At 66.3% G+C, this 17,231-nt stretch carries 19 protein-coding genes and 1 pseudogene; 7 read left to right on the top strand and 13 right to left on the bottom strand.

Annotated features, from left to right (window positions below; all coding sequences use genetic code 11):
- Nucleotides 1–76 precede the first annotated feature (76 nt).
- Complete coding sequence (locus C7449_RS09790) at nucleotides 77–868, top strand: lysophospholipid acyltransferase family protein (RefSeq protein WP_108002581.1); 792 nt, start codon at nucleotides 77–79, stop codon at nucleotides 866–868.
- 12 nt (nucleotides 869–880) lie between these two features.
- Here C7449_RS09790 and C7449_RS09785 read toward each other — a convergent pair whose 3' ends face one another.
- A complete protein-coding gene (locus C7449_RS09785) occupies nucleotides 881–1,420 on the bottom strand; it encodes a gamma-glutamylcyclotransferase (RefSeq protein ID WP_280952467.1) in 540 nt (179 codons plus the stop codon).
- Nucleotides 1,421–1,591: 171 nt separating this feature from the next.
- Between C7449_RS09785 and C7449_RS09780 the strand changes: the two genes are divergently transcribed.
- Nucleotides 1,592–2,584 carry a DUF2125 domain-containing protein gene (locus tag C7449_RS09780; protein ID WP_170115841.1) on the top strand — a complete coding sequence of 331 codons (993 nt, stop codon included), beginning with the start codon at nucleotides 1,592–1,594 and terminating at the stop codon, nucleotides 2,582–2,584.
- A gap of 21 nt (nucleotides 2,585–2,605) precedes the next feature.
- On the opposite strand, the gene C7449_RS09775 is transcribed toward C7449_RS09780, so the two are convergent.
- Together C7449_RS09775 and C7449_RS09770 are read right to left on the bottom strand one after the other, a co-directional pair.
- Complete coding sequence (locus C7449_RS09775) at nucleotides 2,606–3,535, bottom strand: prephenate/arogenate dehydrogenase family protein (RefSeq protein WP_108002579.1); 930 nt, start codon at nucleotides 3,533–3,535, stop codon at nucleotides 2,606–2,608.
- A 53-nt stretch (nucleotides 3,536–3,588) separates the two neighbouring features.
- Entirely contained in the window at nucleotides 3,589–4,368 is a 780-nt protein-coding gene (locus C7449_RS09770) for a class I SAM-dependent methyltransferase (protein ID WP_108002578.1), read from the bottom strand.
- An 89-nt stretch (nucleotides 4,369–4,457) separates the two neighbouring features.
- Between C7449_RS09770 and gloB the strand changes: the two genes are divergently transcribed.
- Complete coding sequence (gene gloB / locus C7449_RS09765; protein WP_108002577.1) at nucleotides 4,458–5,228, top strand: hydroxyacylglutathione hydrolase; 771 nt, start codon at nucleotides 4,458–4,460, stop codon at nucleotides 5,226–5,228.
- Entirely contained in the window at nucleotides 5,228–5,650 is a 423-nt protein-coding gene (locus tag C7449_RS09760; protein ID WP_108002576.1) for a cupin domain-containing protein, read from the top strand. The genes gloB and C7449_RS09760 overlap by 1 nt, the downstream gene beginning before the upstream one ends.
- On the opposite strand, the gene yddG is transcribed toward C7449_RS09760, so the two are convergent.
- Nucleotides 5,647–6,540: an aromatic amino acid exporter YddG gene (gene yddG / locus C7449_RS09755; RefSeq protein WP_374828183.1), complete on the bottom strand. Its 894-nt coding sequence runs from the start codon at nucleotides 6,538–6,540 to the stop codon at nucleotides 5,647–5,649. The two genes, C7449_RS09760 and yddG, sit on opposite strands and share 4 nt — an antisense overlap.
- 25 nt (nucleotides 6,541–6,565) lie before the next feature.
- On the bottom strand, nucleotides 6,566–7,333 hold the full coding sequence (locus C7449_RS09750; RefSeq protein ID WP_108002575.1) for a DUF3108 domain-containing protein: 768 nt from the start codon (nucleotides 7,331–7,333) through the stop codon (nucleotides 6,566–6,568).
- A gap of 273 nt (nucleotides 7,334–7,606) precedes the next feature.
- Here C7449_RS09750 and rpmB point away from each other — a divergent pair, with 273 nt between their 5' ends.
- Both rpmB and C7449_RS09740 read left to right on the top strand, forming a co-directional pair.
- Nucleotides 7,607–7,891 (top strand): 50S ribosomal protein L28, encoded by a 285-nt coding sequence (rpmB, locus tag C7449_RS09745; protein ID WP_108002574.1) that lies wholly within the window; start codon nucleotides 7,607–7,609, stop codon nucleotides 7,889–7,891.
- A 118-nt stretch (nucleotides 7,892–8,009) separates the two neighbouring features.
- Nucleotides 8,010–8,651, top strand: coding sequence for a VUT family protein (locus C7449_RS09740; RefSeq protein WP_108002573.1), 642 nt, complete (start codon nucleotides 8,010–8,012; stop codon nucleotides 8,649–8,651).
- A gap of 203 nt (nucleotides 8,652–8,854) precedes the next feature.
- Here the strand turns inward: C7449_RS09740 and C7449_RS09735 are convergent, their stop codons facing one another.
- The 5 genes from C7449_RS09735 to C7449_RS09715 all read right to left on the bottom strand — a co-directional run bounded on the left by C7449_RS09735 (nucleotide 8,855) and on the right by C7449_RS09715 (nucleotide 13,979).
- Complete coding sequence (locus C7449_RS09735) at nucleotides 8,855–9,157, bottom strand: adenylate cyclase (RefSeq protein WP_108002572.1); 303 nt, start codon at nucleotides 9,155–9,157, stop codon at nucleotides 8,855–8,857.
- 159 nt (nucleotides 9,158–9,316) lie between these two features.
- Entirely contained in the window at nucleotides 9,317–10,324 is a 1,008-nt protein-coding gene (locus tag C7449_RS09730; RefSeq protein WP_108002694.1) for an esterase-like activity of phytase family protein, read from the bottom strand.
- Between the two features lie 51 nt (nucleotides 10,325–10,375).
- Nucleotides 10,376–12,277 carry a cobaltochelatase subunit CobT gene (cobT, locus tag C7449_RS09725; RefSeq protein WP_108002571.1) on the bottom strand — a complete coding sequence of 634 codons (1,902 nt, stop codon included), beginning with the start codon at nucleotides 12,275–12,277 and terminating at the stop codon, nucleotides 10,376–10,378.
- A gap of 19 nt (nucleotides 12,278–12,296) precedes the next feature.
- The gene (gene cobS, locus C7449_RS09720; protein WP_108002570.1) at nucleotides 12,297–13,295 is read right to left on the bottom strand and encodes a cobaltochelatase subunit CobS; all 999 of its coding nucleotides are present in this window, start codon (nucleotides 13,293–13,295) and stop codon (nucleotides 12,297–12,299) included.
- A 60-nt stretch (nucleotides 13,296–13,355) separates the two neighbouring features.
- Nucleotides 13,356–13,979 (bottom strand): J domain-containing protein, encoded by a 624-nt coding sequence (locus C7449_RS09715; protein ID WP_374828179.1) that lies wholly within the window; start codon nucleotides 13,977–13,979, stop codon nucleotides 13,356–13,358.
- Nucleotides 13,980–14,101: 122 nt separating this feature from the next.
- Here C7449_RS09715 and C7449_RS09710 point away from each other — a divergent pair, with 122 nt between their 5' ends.
- Nucleotides 14,102–14,383, top strand: a complete 282-nt coding sequence (locus tag C7449_RS09710) for a BolA family protein (protein ID WP_108002569.1) — start codon at nucleotides 14,102–14,104, stop codon at nucleotides 14,381–14,383.
- A gap of 193 nt (nucleotides 14,384–14,576) precedes the next feature.
- Here the strand turns inward: C7449_RS09710 and C7449_RS09705 are convergent.
- From C7449_RS09705 to C7449_RS09695, 3 genes and pseudogenes are all read right to left on the bottom strand, one after another.
- A pseudogene (locus C7449_RS09705) lies at nucleotides 14,577–15,299 on the bottom strand (transporter associated domain-containing protein); the annotation flags it as partial.
- A gap of 137 nt (nucleotides 15,300–15,436) precedes the next feature.
- Nucleotides 15,437–16,567, bottom strand: a complete 1,131-nt coding sequence (gene aroB, locus C7449_RS09700) for a 3-dehydroquinate synthase (RefSeq protein WP_108002567.1) — start codon at nucleotides 16,565–16,567, stop codon at nucleotides 15,437–15,439.
- A 5-nt stretch (nucleotides 16,568–16,572) separates the two neighbouring features.
- Nucleotides 16,573–17,151, bottom strand: a complete 579-nt coding sequence (locus tag C7449_RS09695) for a shikimate kinase (protein WP_108002692.1) — start codon at nucleotides 17,149–17,151, stop codon at nucleotides 16,573–16,575.
- Nucleotides 17,152–17,231: the final 80 nt, after the last annotated feature.

Genomic DNA, 17,231 nt, shown 5'->3' with positions numbered 1-17,231 from the left:
GCGAAATATCGTGTAGGCAAGCTCACCCTTCACCGCGCAGCCTGTCCGACCGGACATGATAGGAGAGCTTCGCCTGATGATCGTCCTGCGGTCCATCCTGTTCAACCTGGTCTTCTACCTCAACCTGATCGGCCAGATGATCGTGCTATCGCCGGCCTATTTCCTCCTGCCGCGCAAGAAGGCCCTGGTGGTCCCGAAGAACTGGGCGCGCAGCAATCACTGGCTGTTTGCGAAGATCGTCGGCACCACCTTCGAGGTCGAGGGCCTGGAAAACATCCCGAAGGGCCAGGGCTACATCTTCGCGCCCAAGCACCAGTCGCTCTGGGACACCTATGCGCTTCTGCCCTGGCAGGACGACCCGTTCTACATCCTCAAGCGCGAGCTCACCTGGATCCCGCTCTTCGGCTGGTACCTGCTCAAGCAGCGGATGGTGCCGGTCGACCGCGGCGCGCGCGGCAAGGTGATGGCGGCGGTCATGGAACGCGCCAAGGCGGAGATGCGCAGCGGCCGGCAGCTGATCATCTATCCCGAGGGCACCCGCCGCCCGCCGGGAGCGCCGCCGGAATACAAGTACGGCATCGCCCGGCTCTACCGCGACCTCAAGGTGCCGGTCCTGCCGGTCGTCATGCATCCGGGCCTGTTCTGGCCGCGTCGCAAATTCCTGCGCTATCCGGGCCACTTCAAGGTCCGCATCCTGCCGGCGATCCCGCCCGGCATGGACCCGGATGATTTCCTCGCCCATCTCGTCGACGTGATGGAGACGGCGAGCGACAAGCTGCTGCTCGAAACGGTGGACGCAAATCCCCACCTGCCGCTTCCGCCGACGGCGGCGGCGCGGGTGGCGGAGCTGCGGGCGCGCGGCGTCTGAGAAGCCGCCCCCTCAGTCGCCACTCGCCAGCAGGCCGGCGGCACGCCCGACCTCTTCCAGCCAATGGTCACGGATGCCCATCTGCTGCAGATGCGCCAGCGTGTTGGCGACGTATTCGACGTTCGGGCCGGACTTGCCCCTGGCTGCGCGGACAGTGGCTGCCGCCTCCTCGACCGTCAGCGCGCCGGCATACTGATGGTGCGCGCGGTCGATGACATAGACGAGCGCCCCCTTGCGCACGCCTCCGTCAAGGCGGATCGGAAGGGTGCGTTCCTTGTAGACATGGGTGACGAGCTCGCGCTCGCGCAGGTAGTCGACGACGGCATGCCAGCGTTGCGGCGCCACCCGGAAGGCCATGCCGCGGCAGGAACCGCCGCGATCGAGGCCGAGCACGAGGCCCGGATGTTCCTGCGTGCCGCGATGTACCCAGGAGCGGACGCAGAGCGCGCGTCGAAAGCCGTGCAGATGCGCGGGGCGGCTCTCCTCGACCTCGAAGCCCGGATTCCACATCAGGGAACCATAGCCGAAGACCCAAAACTCATCCCTGTCCACTGTTGGTTCCCGAATCTACCCGAATGCCGCCGCAATTAGGGACTTTCTCCCGTCGTCGACGCAATCTAATGCAAGTCGCGTGAAAGTGCGCTGCGGATTTGCGCCGACCTCGTGCATAAGAGCAAGAGCAAGCAGGCAGCGCGAATCGCTTCCACCGCAATGGAGAATGGCATGACACCGATGAATGGCGCCACCGGCGGCACCAGCGCGCGCAAGGTATGGATTCTCGCTCTTGCCATCGCTGCCTTCCTCGCCCTCTACACGGTGGCGTGGTTCTTCGGTGCGGACCGGCTGAAGGGCTATGTCCGCCACCGCCTCTCCGACGCGTCCGTCGCCGTCGCCTGCACCGGGCTCGAGGTACGTGGCTTTCCATTCCGGATCGGCGTCTTCTGCGACGCCGTCGGCATTGACGACAAGCGCACCGGCACCTCGGCGAGCTTCGGCGCCCTGCGCTCGGCGGCACAGGTCTATCGGCCGGGCCACGCCGTGATGGAGCTCGACGGCCCGGCACTGGTGCGGGTCTCGCCCGATATCGCGCTCACAGCCGACTGGAACCTCATGCAGGCGAGCGCGGTGGCGGGCACCGTCGGGCTGGAGCGCGCCTCGATCGCCTCCAACGGGCTGAAGGGAACCTTCACCGCCGACATGGGCGAAACGAAGCTCGCCTTCCTTGCCCGCCACGGCGAAACCCATCTGCGCGCCAACGGCGAGGCGCTGGATGCCGCCCTGTCCCTGGACGGTCTCGAGCTGACGGCCGCCGACACCGTGGTTCCGAAGGCCGACGTCATCGTGGACATGACGATTGCCGACGCCGCCGGCTGGCTGCAGGACGGACCGCCGATAAATGCGCCGCGCCGCACGAAGGGCGACATTCGCAACCTCCGCGTCGATTTCGGCAACGGTAACTCGGCCGCCGTCTCCGGCAATTTCGCGATCGACGACGAGGGACTTCTCTCCGGCAAGTTCCAGCTCGAGATTAGCGGCATCGACGCGCTGCGCGATGCCGTGGCGCAGGCGTTTCCGGAAATCGCCGACACCGCCTCCAGCATCGCCGATACGATCCGCGGTCTTTCCGGCGGCAAGAACGCCCGCGTCAAGCTGCGGGCGAATGACGGCGTGCTCTATCTCGGCCTCATTCCGATCGCCACCATCGCGGCGCTTTGACCCGCCCGGCGGCCAACTGTCCTATTCGGCCGGCGAGTCTCCCGGCCGGCCGAAGTTTGCCGCAGCCGTATCCTGTCCGGCATCGATGATCGAGCGGCGGATCGCGCGGGTGCGGGTGAAGAGGTCAAAAAGCTTCTCGCCATCGCCCCAGCGGATCGCCCGCTGCAGATAGGCAAGGTCCTCGGAGAAGCGCGCCAGCATTTCCAGGATGGCGTCCTTGTTGTGCAGGCAGACGTCGCGCCACATGGTCGGGTCGGAGGCGGCAAGGCGGGTGAAGTCGCGGAAACCCGAGGCCGAGTACTTGATGACCTCCGATTCGGTCACCGTCTCCAGGTCGTCCGCCGTGCCGACGATGTTGTAGGCAATGATGTGCGGCAGGTGGGAGACGATGGCCAGCACCTTGTCGTGGTGCTCGGTGTCCATCTCGTCCACCTTGGAGCCGAGCGTCTCCCAGAAGGTCGCCAGCCGCTTCTTGGCGAGCTTGTCGGTGCCGTGGACCGGGGTGAGGATGCACCAGCGGCCGCGGAACAGCTCGGCGAAGCCGGCGTCGGGGCCGGAATGCTCGGTGCCGGCGAGCGGATGGCCAGGGATGAAGTGCACGCCCTTCGGGATGTGCGGCAGCATCTGCGCCACCACCGACCCCTTGGTGGAGCCGACATCGGTGACGATGGCGCCGGGTTTGAGGTTGGGGGCGATCTCCTTTGCGACGCTGCCGGAGGCGCCGACGGGAACGGAGACGATGATCAGATCGGCGTCGCGGACCGCCTCGGCGGCGTCGAGATGGTATTCGGTGCCGAGCTCGAGTTCGCGCGCCCGCTGCAGCGTCTCGGGACTACGGGTGGCGATCGCCACCGACCCTGCCAGACCCTTCTCCTTGACCGCGCGGGCGATCGACGAGCCGATGAGCCCGATGCCGATCAGCGCGATCCTGCCAAACTGTTGCTCCGACATGCTTGCCGCCCTTCCCGCGATGGACGCCGCTCCGCGCCCGGCTGCGCCAGCAATTACCGGCGCGGCGGGCGATTGTCGAGGGGGCCGCGCTTCAGCATTGCGCGCGTCGAGGGCACGCCGGAAGGCGCCAGCACCGGCACGAAGACGCGCCGGGAGGCGCGCGCCGCGACAGGAAGGCCTTGGTAGAGGCGCTTCTGCGCTTCGACGACCAGCACGCCGGAGAACATCGGCCACAGGGTGCGGCCGAGCCGTTCGAAGGCGCTGCGCAGCCCCTGGATGGCCCGGTGCTTTGAGGGCGGGAAGAACAGCGCCTCGGCAGTGGCGCCCGGCGTGAAGTTCGTCTCGCGCAGCAGGCTCGTCAGCTGACGGCGCGAATAGGGACGCCCGGACCCGAACGGGGTGTGCTCCATGCGCGCCCAGACGCCGCGGCGGTTCGGCACGACGATGATCAGCCGCCCGCCCGGCGCCAGCACCCGCCAGAGCTCCATCATCGTCTCGCGCGGGTTCTCGGCGAATTCCAGCGAGTGCACCATCAGGATGCGGTCGATGGAGGAATCGGGCAGCGGCAGTTCCTCGTCGAAGACAAGGGCGGTGGCGGACGCCTCGCCAACCGGCCAGTTCACCGCCCCCTGCCCCGCCGGCATGAAGGCGAAGGTGCGCTCGGTATCGGCACGGAACCGCTCGAGGTAGGGCACGGCATATCCAAGCCCGACCAGCCGCTCCTCCGGCAGCCGGGCCCAGATCGAGGCGAGCGCCATGGTGATCGAGTGCTCCGCGAGGTGACCGAGGGGAGAGTGGTAAAATTCGCGAAGATCGACAATATCAGCGTGCATGGGCGGGATGTTACCGACCGGGCGGTGGACTTCAAGGCCCAGCCCGCTACATTCCTGCCCTCATTGACGAGCCTTCAGGAGGACGACCGATGAATCCGCTCGATATCGAACTTTTCGGCTGCCGGAGCGACAATTTCGGCGTTCTCCTGCACGATCCCGCGACAGGTACGACCGCCAGCATCGACGCGCCGGAGGAACAGCCGATCCTGGAGGCGCTGGCACGGCGCGGCTGGCGGCTAACCCATATCTTCACGACCCACCACCATGGCGATCACGTCGAGGCGAACGCAGCGCTCAAGGCGCAGTTCGGCGCAACGATCATCGGCCCGGCCCGCGAGGCGGACCGCATTCCCGGCATCGAGCGGCGCGTCGACGACGGCGACCGCTTCGATTTCGCCGGCCATCCGGTCGAGGTGATCGCAACGCCCGGACACACGCTCGGGCACGTCTGCTACAACCTGCCGAAGGACAAACTGCTCTTTGCCGCCGACACGCTGTTTGCGCTCGGCTGCGGCCGGGTGTTCGAGGGCACGGCCGCGCAGATGTGGCAATCGCTGTCGAAGCTCGCTGCGTTGCCGGCCGACACCACCGTCTATTTCGGCCACGAATACACGCTCTCCAATGCCCGCTTCGCGCGGAGCGTCGATCCGGACAATGCCGCCCTGAAGGCCCGCGCCGCGGAGATCGAGCAGATGCGCGCCGCCGGCCGCTTCACGGCGCCGACGACGATCGGCCTGGAAAAGGAGACAAACCCGTTCCTGCGCGCCGCCGATCCGGCAATCCGCGCCCATCTCGGCATGCAAGGCGCCAGCGATGCGGAGGTGTTTGCCGAGATCCGCGCCCGTAAGGACCACTTCTGATGACGCCCGCCGAGATCATCGCCACCCTCAGCATGGAGCGCCACCCCGAGGGCGGCTGGTATGTGGAGACCTTTCGCGACACCGAAGGCGGAGCGCGCGGCCATTCGACCGCGATCTACTATCTCCTGGAAAAGGGCGAGCGATCGCACTGGCATCGGGTGCGCGACGCCGCCGAGATCTGGCACTACCATGCCGGCGGGCCGCTGGCGCTGTCGCTGTCAGGCGATGGAAAGAGCCACAACACGCAGGTGCTCGGGGCGGATCTGGCAAGGGGCGAGCGCCCGCAGGTGATCGTCCCGGCCGGCTGGTGGCAATCGGCCGAGCCGCTCGGGGACTGGACGCTGGTCGGCTGCACCGTCGCGCCGGGCTTCTCCTTCGACGCCTTCGAAATGGCGCCGCCCGGCTGGCGCCCTGAGGGCTAGGCTCCGGCGCCTTCTGCGGCGACGCCCGGCTTGCCGCGGAAGATCATGTCCTTGGCCGCCAGCACCGCGCCGCCGGTGACGAGTGCGCAGGCGGCGGCGATCCGCCAGGAGGGCTCGGCGAAGCCGGTGACGATCAGCACCAGCGTCGACAGGACCGGGGCGGCGTAGCTTGCAGCGCCGAGGATCTGGATGTCGCCGTTCTTGACACCGTAGTCCCAGGCATAGAAGGCGGCGCCGACCGGCAGAAGGCCGAGGCCGAGGATGGCGAACCATTCGAAGCCGGTCGACGGCCAGACGGTGGTCTCCAGTGCCAGATGGCAGACAAAGGACAGGGCCGAGGTGGCGAGGCAGAAGCCGGTCACAACATCGGTCGATACGGCTTCGAACCGGCGCGTCAGCAGCGAGTAGCCCGACCAGGTGAAGGCGCAGAGCAACGCGGCGCCGTAGCCGAGCGTATAGGCGCCGTCGAAGGCGATGCCGTTGCGGGCGACGATCAGCGCCGTACCGGACAGTCCCGCCAGCGCGCCGACGACGTGATACCAGCGCAGCCGCTCGCCCGGCAGCATCGCCGAGCCGACGACGATCAGGAGCGGCCAGAGATAGGCGATCAGCCCGGCCTCGACCGCCGGCGCATTTCGCAGTGCCGTGAAATAGAGGAAATGATAGCCGAACAGGCCGGCGATGCCGACGATCCAGACCTTGGCAGGCTGACGCAGCAGCTTCAGCCGATCCGGCCGCGCGACGAGGACGGCGATGCCCGGAAGAGAGCCGATCAGGAAGCAGATGGCCGAGAGCTGGAACGGCGGCATCTTGCCCGATGCGGCCGTAAAGAGAGCCAGCAGCGACCACATGAGGATCGCCGTAAAACCGATGAACGTCGCCTTCAAGATAACTCCCCCGTATATGCTGGATGCATCAGCCGCCGAAGCGGGTGGCCGACACTGTCACCGGACCGAGGCTCGTCGGGATCCGGACATAGACGGGCGCATACATATCAACGCTTTGCGCCTTGGCAAACCAGATTTCCATCGTCGTCAGGCTCCGCAGGTATTCGACGTCGCGGCGGCCCTTGCGATAGCCGGAGCGCGGCACGAAGCGGACGCCGCAAACCTTCACCTCGCCGTTGAACCCGTCCGTGGAGAAGGATCGGGTTCCCTTGTCCACCAGCCTGATGTCCATCCGCGACTCGCCGTCGAAGATCGGCAGTGTCTTGGAGCAGACGTTGGAGTTGGCCGGAATGATCAGCCCCGAGATCGGGTCGATGACGGAACGCATGTCGGCGGGCCGGACCGGAACCCAGTTGTCCGGCTGGCGGCGTTCCGGCCGCAGCGAGGCGCTGACGACATTGCCGTTGTTGAAGGTCACGTCGATCGCCCGCGCCTTCTTGCCGCTGCGATAGGACATGGAGTACCTGGCAGCACGCAGTTTGCCGCCGGAAACGGTTCCGGTCACCGAGGTCGTGCCATGCGTGCTGGCGAGGATTTCGGCCAGGCCGGCGGAATCCATCCGCCCGGAAATGACATAGCGGCTGCCGTCGAACTGCGAGCGGAAGCTCGCGGTCGCAACCGGGAAGCCGGCCAGGCGGATGCTGTAATCCGTGAGATGCCTTACCTCGTCGGCCGCCGCAGGGACAGCCGTCACCGCCGCCAAGCCCATCGCTGCAATGCATCTGCGCCAGTTCATCCGCCCAACCGCTCCTTGTCGGATCGACTATACGTTTCTTTGCGGCGATTCTACGCCGTTGCCATCTGCGTCGGCCACGGCAGTTGCGGACCGGCTATTGGCCGAAAACCGCGGCGGTTTGCAACCGTTTTCCCCGAATGCGCCAAGGTTTGGCTTGACGCCAGCGCCGTGGGTGACTATAGAACCGCGACTTTCCAATAAGGCCAGACGGACTGCGGCCGGACACGGCGCCGGAATCGTATTGTCCGAACCCAAAGAAGAATAGGTGCATCCATGTCCCGTAGTTGCGAATTGACCGGCAAGGGCGTCCAGTCGGGCCACAATGTGAGCCATGCCAACAACAAGACCAAGCGCAAGTTCCTGCCGAACCTGTGCAACGTCACGTTGATCTCCGACAGCCTTGGCCAGCGCTTCCGTCTGCGCGTTTCCGCAGCGGCGCTCCGCTCGGTCGAGCACCGCGGCGGCCTCGACGCCTTCCTGCTGAAGGCGGACGAGAACGAACTGTCGATGCGCGCCCGCCTGCTGCGCCGCCAGATCGCCAAGAAGACCGCCGCCTGATTTTTGGCGCGACCTTCAGCGACTGATTTGATGAGGCTTGGCCGGATTGCCGGCCAGGCCTCATTTCATTGATAACATCGCCGTTCCTCCAACTGGTGGCATCACCCAGGATAAAAAAATGCAAGCGAACCGCATTACCCTGATCTACGTGCTGATGATGACGCTCGTCGTCATCGCCTCCAATATCCTCGTGCAGTACCCGCTGCCTTGGACCCTCTTTGGGATCAATCTCGGGGATATCCTCACCTTCGGCGCCTTCAGCTATCCGGTGGCCTTCCTCGTCACCGATCTGACCAATCGCCAGTTCGGGCCGAGGGTGGCGCGCAAGGTGGTGATCGCCGGCTTTGCCGTCGCGATCGTCTTCTCCTTCGCCGTCGCCTCGCCACGCATTGCGATCGCCTCCGGCTCGGCCTTCCTGCTCGGCCAGCTGCTCGACATCTCGGTGTTCAACACGCTGCGCCGCCAGACCTGGTGGCGGGCGCCGCTGGTCGGTTCGCTTTTCGGCTCGGCGCTCGACACGCTGGTCTTCTTCTCCCTCGCCTTCGCTCCGTTCTTCGTCATGATCGGTCCGAACGAACCCTTTGCGATCGAGAACGCTCCGGTCCTCGGTGTCTTCGCCGCCGAGACGCAGCGCTGGGTTTCCTGGGCGCTCACCGATTTCGGCGTGAAGCTGCTCATGGGGCTGGTGATGCTGCTTCCCTACGGCGCGCTGATGAGCACGCTGAAGCCCATGCCGGGGGTCGAGAAGGCGGCGGCCTGACGGCTGGCGTTTCAAGATGGTGACGAGCATGCTTTCGCGCGGATCGACGCCGCCCGCCGGCTCGACCGGATCGTCCATCATGCCTGGCGTTCGGCGGCGCATCTCGTCGGCCGCGGCGGGCTGCGGCCTCAGGCTGGAGGCCGCAGCGAAACAGTCACCGGGGACGGCCCTGCCATGCGCAATCCCGTCACCTGATGATTTACCTAATGATTATGGGACTGCTGGAAGCCGCCAACGTCGTACTGGGATACGCTCTTCGGATTCTTCGAGTTCTGCGGCTGCTGGCCGGCGTAGTGTGTTCCGGCGATCCCATTCGGGTTGAAGGCCGAACCCCGGGCAGTGCTGGCGTGGCCCGGCGTGGCACTCCCCGTCTGAGCGCTGCCAATCGTTTGGTTGGGCTGACCGGTCGTTCCCGTTACCGCATGAACATTGCCGGCCGAAGCCAGTCCGGTGGACGCTAGGAAAATGGAGGCGCCTAGCACTGTCAGCGTGCCGAGATGTTTCATGATGCGATCTCCCGAAAGCGTTCAAGCTGTCGGGAATAGACACCTGCGGCTTACGAATTATTCGCCGGCGCTTTTATTTTTTCCGCTCATGGCTCGCTTCCGGTCATAGAGCCATGTCCAGTATTTGCAGCGCAAAGCCGACACCAATCCCGGCCAGAATCACGAGGGGTGCTGGCCGCCGATCAGGCGGAATTCGAGCATGAGGTCGCGCTGCAGGATCGAATGATTGTCATCGGAAACGATGATGATGCGGATGTCGCCGTCCGGCATCTGCAACACGTCGATACCTTCCATGTTGTCGATCTGGTGGCTCATGTCCGCGTCGATCAGCACCTCGCCGTCGACGACGGCGCCCGGCCTGATGTCGGCGCCCTTGATCCGGCGGATGCGCATGCCGATCCCGTCGGCAAGCCGGAAACGGCGCTCCAGCAGCAGCAGGTCGCCGTTCGGCAGGAAGGCGCCGTCGGTGGCGTCCCAGGGATCGTTGCGCACAACAGTGAAGCTACCTCTCATCGGACCGTCGAGGATGGCTGCGAGCAGGTTGCCGTGCGCGTCGAGGCTGCGCTCGGCGACGATCAGTGGCGCGCCCGCCAGCGGCCCGTCGGCGGGGGCGACCACCAGCGTTTCGAAGCCCCGGTTCGTGCTGAGTTCGGAGCGCGGAAACGGGATAGGGTAGCTGCCCTTCGGGGCCGACCTCTCAAAACCCGGATCGGGATAGACATCGACCCGGTGGCGCTGCTCGTAGCTGACGATGGCGACCCCGGGCGCGAGCGCCAGCCCTTCGGCGTCCATCATCCACTTGGCGTTCTCGTCCCTGCCCTCCGCGTTCAGCATCGAACTGACCTGCACTTCCGCAAGCCCGGAAAGCGCGCCCTCCTCGTTGCGGCGGATCGCTCCGGTCATCCAATGGCCGGTGTCCAGCACGGCGACGAAGTGCGTCCCGTCCGGTCGAAACCGGATCGCCGAGACCGCACCGACGAGCCGGTCGGGCGAGGAATAGCTGATGCCACCGACGAATTCGAGCCGGCCGAAGGCGCGCTCCATGGAGCCGACGCCGAAATGGGAAATCGTGCTGCTATCGACCTGAAGGCCGGCGCTGGTGGCCGCGAGCGGCCAGACAAGGACGCCGGCGGCGAGCGCGGCGGCAAACAGGGCGGACAGTCGCATCATCGGCTCCCCTTGCAGGCGTGCGCTGCGCTGCGCCGTCGGATTTGCTGGTCAGCCGGCGCGGCGCAAGCCACCCGGCCGTCTGCGGCTCGTGGCCTCGTCGGCGAACAGCGAGGCAAGCTGTTCGGTCATCGCGCCGGCAAGCTCGTCCGCGTCGACGATCGTCACCGCGCGGCGGTAGTAGCGCGTCACGTCATGGCCGATGCCGATCGCCAACAGCTCGACCGGCGAGCGCGTCTCGATCTGCTCGATGACGGCGCGCAGGTGGCGCTCGAGGTAGTTGCCGGGATTGACCGACAGGGTTGAATCGTCAACCGGCGCGCCATCGGAGATCATCATCAGAATGCGGCGTTGTTCGGGCCGGCCGAGCAGCCGGTTGTGCGCCCAGATCAGCGCCTCGCCGTCGATGTTCTCCTTCAGCAGCCCCTCGCGCATCATCAGGCCGAGATTGCGCCGGGCACGCCGCCAGGGCGCATCCGCCGACTTGTAGATGATGTGGCGAAGGTCATTCAGGCGGCCGGGGGCCTGCGGCTTGCCGGCGGCGAGCCATTTTTCGCGCGATTGCCCGCCCTTCCAGGCCTTGGTGGTGAAGCCAAGGATCTCGACCTTGACGCCGCAGCGCTCCAGCGTGCGGGCGAGGATGTCGGCGCAGGTGGCCGCCACCGTGATCGGCCGGCCGCGCATCGAGCCGGAATTGTCGATCAGGAGCGTCACCACCGTATCGCGGAAGGTCGTGTCCTTCTCGCGCTTGAAGGAGAGCGGCTGCAGAGGATCGATGATGATGCGCTGCAGCCTCGCCGAGTCGAGGTAGCCCTCCTCGAGGTCGAACTCCCAGGAGCGGTTCTGCTGCGCCATCAGCCGGCGCTGCAGGCGGTTGGCGAGGCGGCCGACGGCGCCCTGCAGGTGTGCGAGCTGCTTGTCGAGGAAGGCGCGCAGGCGGTCGAGTTCCGCCTCCTCGCACAGCTCCTCGGCCGCGATGGTCTCGTCGAACTCCTCGGTGAAGACCGCATAGTCGACCTTCTCGTTGAAGTCGCCGAAGATGCCGGGGTGGCGGACCTCGCCGGGCGTCTCGCTGTCTTCGTTTTCCTCGTCGGCGAGATCGTCGTCGGAAATCTCCGCGCCGTCCATCTCGCCTTCGTCCATCTGCTCCTCGGCAGACTGGTTCTCGTCGGCGGGCGCGGCCTCGTCGCCGGCCTCCTCCTGCGCGTCGCTCTCGTCCTCTTCCTGGCTGCGCGGCTGGTCCTCGTCGGTCTCGCTGTCCTGGTCTTCGGGCTCCGTTTCGTCGTCGCCGATATCCTCGGCGACGTTCATCGAGGCGAGCATGTGGCGGACGACCTTGGCAAAGGCCTGCTGATCGTAGATCGCGGCGGCGAGATCGGCCAGATCGCCGCCGGCCTTGTCCTCGATGAAGCCGCGCCAGAGATCAAGCACCTTGCCGGCGGAGGCCGGCGGCTTCTCGCCGGTCAGCTTCTCGCGCACCAGCAGCGCCACCGCCTCTTCGAGCGGCGCGTCGGCCTGGCGGGTGATGGCGCCGAAATTGGCCCTTGCGTATTTTTCCGACAGCATCGAGCCGATGTTGGCGGCCATGCCGGGCATGCGGTTGGTGCCGATCGCCTCGACGCGGGCCTGCTCGACCGCATCGAAGACGGCACGCGCGTCGGTGCCCGGCGGCGACATGGTGGCGTGGATGCGCGCATCGTGGCAGGCCTTGCGCAGCGCCATCGAGTCGCCGAGGCCACGCGTGACGGCAAGCTCGTCGCGGGTCGGTCGCTTCGACAGCTCCGGCAGGCGCATGCGCTCGCCGGTCAGCCCGGGCCGCTCGTTGGCAAACACCACTTCGATCTCGGCATCGCCGGCGACCGAACGGATACAGCCGGTCAGCGCCCGCCGGAAGGGCTCGACATCGACCGGAGCACCGGGTCTCGGCCTGGAATTGTCACCGCGCGCAGCCATGTGTCACCTGTGCGGCCGATCAGGCCGTCGCCTCCAGCACGATGTTGGCGGCGCTCTCCTTGAGCTCGACACCGAAGGCGCGCTGGTAGTGCTCGGCGACCAGCGCCCGCTCCAGCTCGTCGCACTTGTTGAGGAAGGTCACCCGGAAGGCAAAGGCGATGTCGCCGAAGATCTCGGCGTTTTCGGCCCAGGTGATGACCGTGCGCGGGCTCATGACGGTGGAAAGGTCGCCGTTCATGAAGGCGGCGCGCGTCAGATCGGCGACGCGCACCATGCGCGAGATCGTCTCGCGGCCGTCCTTGCGCTCGGCGAGCGACTTCACCTTGGCGGCGACGATGTCGACCTCGTTGTCGTGCGGCAGGTAGTTCAGCGTCGTGACGATCGACCAGCGGTCCATCTGCGCCTGATTGATCTGCTGGGTGCCGTGGTAGAGGCCGGTGGTGTCGCCGAGGCCGACGGTGTTGGCGGTGGCGAACAGCCGGAAGGCCGGATGCGGGCGGATGACGCGGCTCTGGTCGAGCAGGGTCAGGCGGCCCGAGGATTCCAGCACCCGCTGGATGACGAACATCACGTCCGGACGGCCGGCATCGTACTCGTCGAAGACGAGCGCGACGTTGTGCTGGTAGGCCCAGGGCAGGATGCCGTCCTTGAATTCGGTGACCTGCAGGCCGTCCTTGACGACGATCGCGTCCTTGCCGACGAGGTCGATACGGCTGACGTGGCTGTCGAGGTTGACGCGCACGCAGGGCCAGTTGAGGCGGGCGGCGACCTGCTCGATATGGGTGGACTTGCCGGTGCCGTGATAGCCGGAGACCATGACGCGGCGGTTGTGGGCGAAGCCGGCCAGGATGGCGAGCGTGGTCTGGCGGTCGAACAGGTAGTCGGGATCGAGATCCGGCACGTAGGCGTCCGCCTTCGAATAGGCCGGGACGCGGATATCCGTGTCAATGCCGAAGACCTCCCGTACCGAAACCGTGGTATCGGGGAGGTTGGAAATATCAAGATCCATCTTGCTCATAATGTCTCCGCAGCAGACGCCGCTCGCATCCGCCCTATGTCCTGTTGCTGCCGACTTGCTCTAGCAGAACCCGGCCTGCTTTAACAATTGATATGCTTGGATGACCGCGCGAAAACGGTCTTCCGATCCCCTGTCTCCGCCATTTGCGTCAGGATGGTGCTTTTTTACGAGCGCCTTGTAGGCCGTCTTGATGTCCTCGGCAGTCGCATTGGCATGCAAGCCGAGCGTGTCGAAGGCCTTCGCCTCCAGCGTCTTCAGCTTCCGCGCCCGCGGCTCCATGCGCGGGCCGCGCCCCCGCCCCTCGTTGACGAAGCCGAACGGGTCGCGGATGCGCTGCTGGGCACCGGCGGTGCCGGACCGGACATGCCCGTGCGCCGGCCCGTTCTTCGCCGACTTGTTGACGCCGATCGTCCAGGTCGGCCGGTGGCCGGTGATGGCCTCCTTCTGATATCGGGAGATCTCCGTGTCCGAGAGCCCGGAGAAGTAGTTGTAGCCCTTGTTGTACTCCTTGACGTGCTCGAAGCAGAACAGGAAGAACTGGCCTTCGGCATTGCGGCCGACCGGCGCGCGATGGACGCCGGGCTGGTCGCAACCGTCCCACTGGCAGGTCGGCGCGACGGGTTCCGGACGCTCCACGCGCCGGCGCGTCCGGATCCGGTCGAAGTATTTGGAATCGAGCTTCATGGGTCCAATTATGGGGCTCCGAGGGGAGCACAACAAGAATTGACAAAGCCGATTGTTGCTGGCTTTGTGGGCTCATTTTGGCGCGCAAGCGCCGCGCCAAAGCGCAACGTTCAGGGCGTCGGATGTCTGTGAAATCCCGGATCGAATATAGGTTGACCGAGGCGCTGTCGCCAGAGCGGCTCGAGGTTATCAACGAGAGCCACCTGCACGCCGGCCACCAGCGGGGCTTCACCGGCGCGGGCGAGACGCATCTGCGCATCCGCGTCGTCTCCGCCCGCTTTGCCGGAGAAACCCGCGTGGCCCGCCACCGCATGGTGAACGAGCTGGTGAAGGACGAGTTCGAGGCCGGGCTGCACGCGCTGGCGATCGAGGCCGCAGCACCGGGCGAGCCGGTTCGCTGGTAGTCCTCCCGGACCGGGGCCGATAATCGGGGTTATGCCGGCCGGACGCATTCGGACGGGGCGTAGAACGCCAAAGCGCCCGTGGGTGGCTTGTCATTTGCCGTGCGATTCGGAAGTCCTGCCGGGGCTGCGCCCTACGGCATCCAGATCTCCTGCGTTGTGCCCCCAATCGGACGCCCTGAAAGCCGAACCAGGCTCAGGACCTTGCTGCGGGTGGCGGCTCGGCCGGGCGGATGCGCAGCTTGGTGATGCGGTTCTTCACCCGCTTCATGACGATGAAGCGCTTGCCGTGGAAGGTGAAGGCCTGGCGCTCCTCGGGAATTGATTTCGACTCATGGATTACGAGGCCGGCAATCGTCGTCGCCTCCTCGTCGGGGAGTGCCCAGTCGAGCGCCCGATTGAGGTCGCGGATCGGCACGCTGCCGTCGACGACGATCGAGCCGTCCGCCTCCTGGCGGACGCCCTGCAGGTCGATGTCGTGCTCGTCCGAGATGTCGCCGACGATCTCCTCGAGAATGTCCTCGAGCGTCACCAGCCCCTGCACCTCGCCATACTCGTCGACGACGATGGCGAAATGCTGCTTGCGGCGCAGGAAGGCCTTGAGCTGCTCTTTCAGGCTGGTCGTATCGGGAACGAACCAGGGCTTTTGCGCCACCCTGGCGATTTCGACCGTCGCCGGCGCGATGCCAGGCTCGGCGAGTGCCCTGAGCACGTCCTTGGCATGGACGACGCCGATGATGTTGTCGGTCGAGCCGCGCCACAGCGGCATGCGGGTAAAGGGGCTGTCGAGCACGGCGCGCACGATCGCCTCCGGCGCCTCGTCGGCATTGATGCCGCGCATGGCGGTGCGATGCACCATCACGTCGGAGACCTCCAGCTCGTGGAGCTCGGAGATCCCGTTGGATCGGTCCCGGTCGGAGCGCTGCGCGGCACCGTCGCGGCCGGCCGGCTCGTTGGGCGCACGCCCCTCTCCGGGAGGCGGCAGAAGCATGACATTGCGAGCGGGCGTAAGGCCGAGGAGCCCGCAAAGCCGCCGCAGCATGTCCCTGCCCGAACTCATCGCGGATGCTTTTCCTTCAGAAACGACAGCACTTCCGAGGCCGGCACATCGTCGGCGACGAACGACTGGCCGATGCCGCGGGTGAGAATGAAGGTCAGCCGGCCGGACTTCACCTTCTTGTCCTGCGCGATCGCCTCCATCAGCACCTCGACGGGCGGCAGGCCGCCCGGGATGGCATCCATCGACACCGGCAGGCCGACGTCCTTCAGATGCGCCTCGACGCGGCGTGCGTCGTCGGGGCTGGCGAGGTTCATGCGGGCCGAGAACTGGTGCGCCAGCACCATGCCGATGGCGACGCCCTCGCCATGGACGAGGCGGGCGCTGTCGTATTCGGTCGCCGCCTCCAGCGCGTGGCCGAAGGTGTGGCCGAGGTTGAGGAGCGCGCGCAGCCCGGTCTCGCGCTCGTCGGCCGCAACGACGTCAGCCTTGGCCTGGCAACTGGTGGCGATCGCCTCGATCCGGGCCTCGCCGCCCGAAAAGATGTCGCGCCAGTTCTTCTCCAGCCAGGCAAAGAAGTCCGGCTTGTCGATCAGCCCGTATTTCGCCACTTCCGCATAGCCGGCGCGGAACTCGCGCGGCGACAGCGTGTCCAGCACGCCGGTATCGGCCAGCACCAGGTCGGGCTGGTGGAACACGCCGATGAGGTTCTTGCCATGGCGGGAATTGATGCCGGTCTTGCCGCCGACAGACGAATCGACCTGGGCGAGGAGCGAGGTCGGCACCTGGATAAAGCGGGAGCCGCGCCGGACGATCCCCGCCGCAAAGCCGGTGAGATCGCCGATCACGCCGCCGCCGAGCGCCACGACGGCATCGCCCCGCTCGATGCGCGCGCCGAGCACGGCGTCGCACACCGTCATCAGGTGCTCGAAGCTCTTGGTCTTTTCGCCGGCCGGCAGGACCTGCGACACCGCCTCGATGCCGGCGTCAGCGAGCGAGCTCAGGAAGGGCTCGAGATAGAGGGGAGCGACATGCTCGTCGGTCACGACGGCGATGCGGCAGCCCTTGAGGCGCGCGCCGATCTCGGCGCCTGCCGAGGCGATCAGGCCCGGGCCGATCAGGATGTCGTAGGAGCGCTCGCCGAGATCGACACGGACGGTGCGCCGGGCGGCGGAAGCAGGACTGGTCATGCGGGTCACTTTCCGATTGTGCTGGCGATGGCGGCCAGGACGTCCTCGACCACCTCTTCCTTCCTCACGTCGCGGGATAGAACCGTCAGGTCCGCCTCCGCATAGATCGGATAGCGCGCGTTCATCAGGTTTTCGAGCGTCTGCTTCGGGTTTTCGGTCTTCAGCAGCGGCCGCGTGTCGCGCTTGTTGACCCTTTCCCATAGCACGTCCAGATCCGCCTTGAGCCAGACGGTCAGCCCGCCGCGCTTGATGTGCCGGCGGGTGCGCTCGTTGATATAGGCGCCGCCGCCGGTGGAAATGACCCGCGGCCCGCTTCTGAGCAGGCGCTTCATGACGCGCGCCTCGAGCGCCCGGAACTCGTCTTCGCCATAGCGTGCGAACAGATCGGAGATCGACATGCGCGAGACCCGTTCGATCTCGTGGTCGGCATCGACGAACGGCACGGAGAGCGCCTGCGCCACCAGCCGGCCGATCGCCGACTTGCCGGCCCCCATCAGCCCGACCAGCACGAGATTGCGCGAGCCGAGCGCCGCCCGTGCTTGTCTCACGAGTTCCGGTGAGGATATTTCCATCAGGCCGTTCATCGGGGCGTTCCGGTTGCTGTTCTCTTCCGTATCTGCAAAAGCGGATGAAGCGTCAAGTGTCGGCTGCGCCTTGCGCTGGC

The organism is Mycoplana dimorpha (assembly GCF_003046475.1).
In the GTDB taxonomy this organism is placed as follows: domain Bacteria; phylum Pseudomonadota; class Alphaproteobacteria; order Rhizobiales; family Rhizobiaceae; genus Mycoplana; species Mycoplana dimorpha.
This window is presented reverse-complemented; position numbering and strand designations above follow the sequence as displayed.

Coding starts and splice junctions, on each gene's coding strand:
- C7449_RS09790 (WP_108002581.1), top strand. CDS start 77: ATGATCGTCCTGCGGTCCATCCTGTTCAACCTGGTCTTCTACCTCAAC.
- C7449_RS09780 (WP_170115841.1), top strand. CDS start 1,592: ATGACACCGATGAATGGCGCCACCGGCGGCACCAGCGCGCGCAAGGTA.
- C7449_RS09775 (WP_108002579.1), bottom strand. CDS start 3,535: ATGTCGGAGCAACAGTTTGGCAGGATCGCGCTGATCGGCATCGGGCTC.
- C7449_RS09770 (WP_108002578.1), bottom strand. CDS start 4,368: ATGCACGCTGATATTGTCGATCTTCGCGAATTTTACCACTCTCCCCTC.
- gloB (WP_108002577.1), top strand. CDS start 4,458: ATGAATCCGCTCGATATCGAACTTTTCGGCTGCCGGAGCGACAATTTC.
- C7449_RS09760 (WP_108002576.1), top strand. CDS start 5,228: ATGACGCCCGCCGAGATCATCGCCACCCTCAGCATGGAGCGCCACCCC.
- C7449_RS09750 (WP_108002575.1), bottom strand. CDS start 7,333: ATGAACTGGCGCAGATGCATTGCAGCGATGGGCTTGGCGGCGGTGACG.
- rpmB (WP_108002574.1), top strand. CDS start 7,607: ATGTCCCGTAGTTGCGAATTGACCGGCAAGGGCGTCCAGTCGGGCCAC.
- C7449_RS09740 (WP_108002573.1), top strand. CDS start 8,010: ATGCAAGCGAACCGCATTACCCTGATCTACGTGCTGATGATGACGCTC.
- C7449_RS09735 (WP_108002572.1), bottom strand. CDS start 9,157: ATGAAACATCTCGGCACGCTGACAGTGCTAGGCGCCTCCATTTTCCTA.
- C7449_RS09730 (WP_108002694.1), bottom strand. CDS start 10,324: ATGCGACTGTCCGCCCTGTTTGCCGCCGCGCTCGCCGCCGGCGTCCTT.
- cobT (WP_108002571.1), bottom strand. CDS start 12,277: ATGGCTGCGCGCGGTGACAATTCCAGGCCGAGACCCGGTGCTCCGGTC.
- cobS (WP_108002570.1), bottom strand. CDS start 13,295: ATGAGCAAGATGGATCTTGATATTTCCAACCTCCCCGATACCACGGTT.
- C7449_RS09715 (WP_374828179.1), bottom strand. CDS start 13,979: ATGAAGCTCGATTCCAAATACTTCGACCGGATCCGGACGCGCCGGCGC.
- C7449_RS09710 (WP_108002569.1), top strand. CDS start 14,102: ATGTCTGTGAAATCCCGGATCGAATATAGGTTGACCGAGGCGCTGTCG.
- aroB (WP_108002567.1), bottom strand. CDS start 16,567: ATGACCAGTCCTGCTTCCGCCGCCCGGCGCACCGTCCGTGTCGATCTC.
- C7449_RS09695 (WP_108002692.1), bottom strand. CDS start 17,151: ATGAACGGCCTGATGGAAATATCCTCACCGGAACTCGTGAGACAAGCA.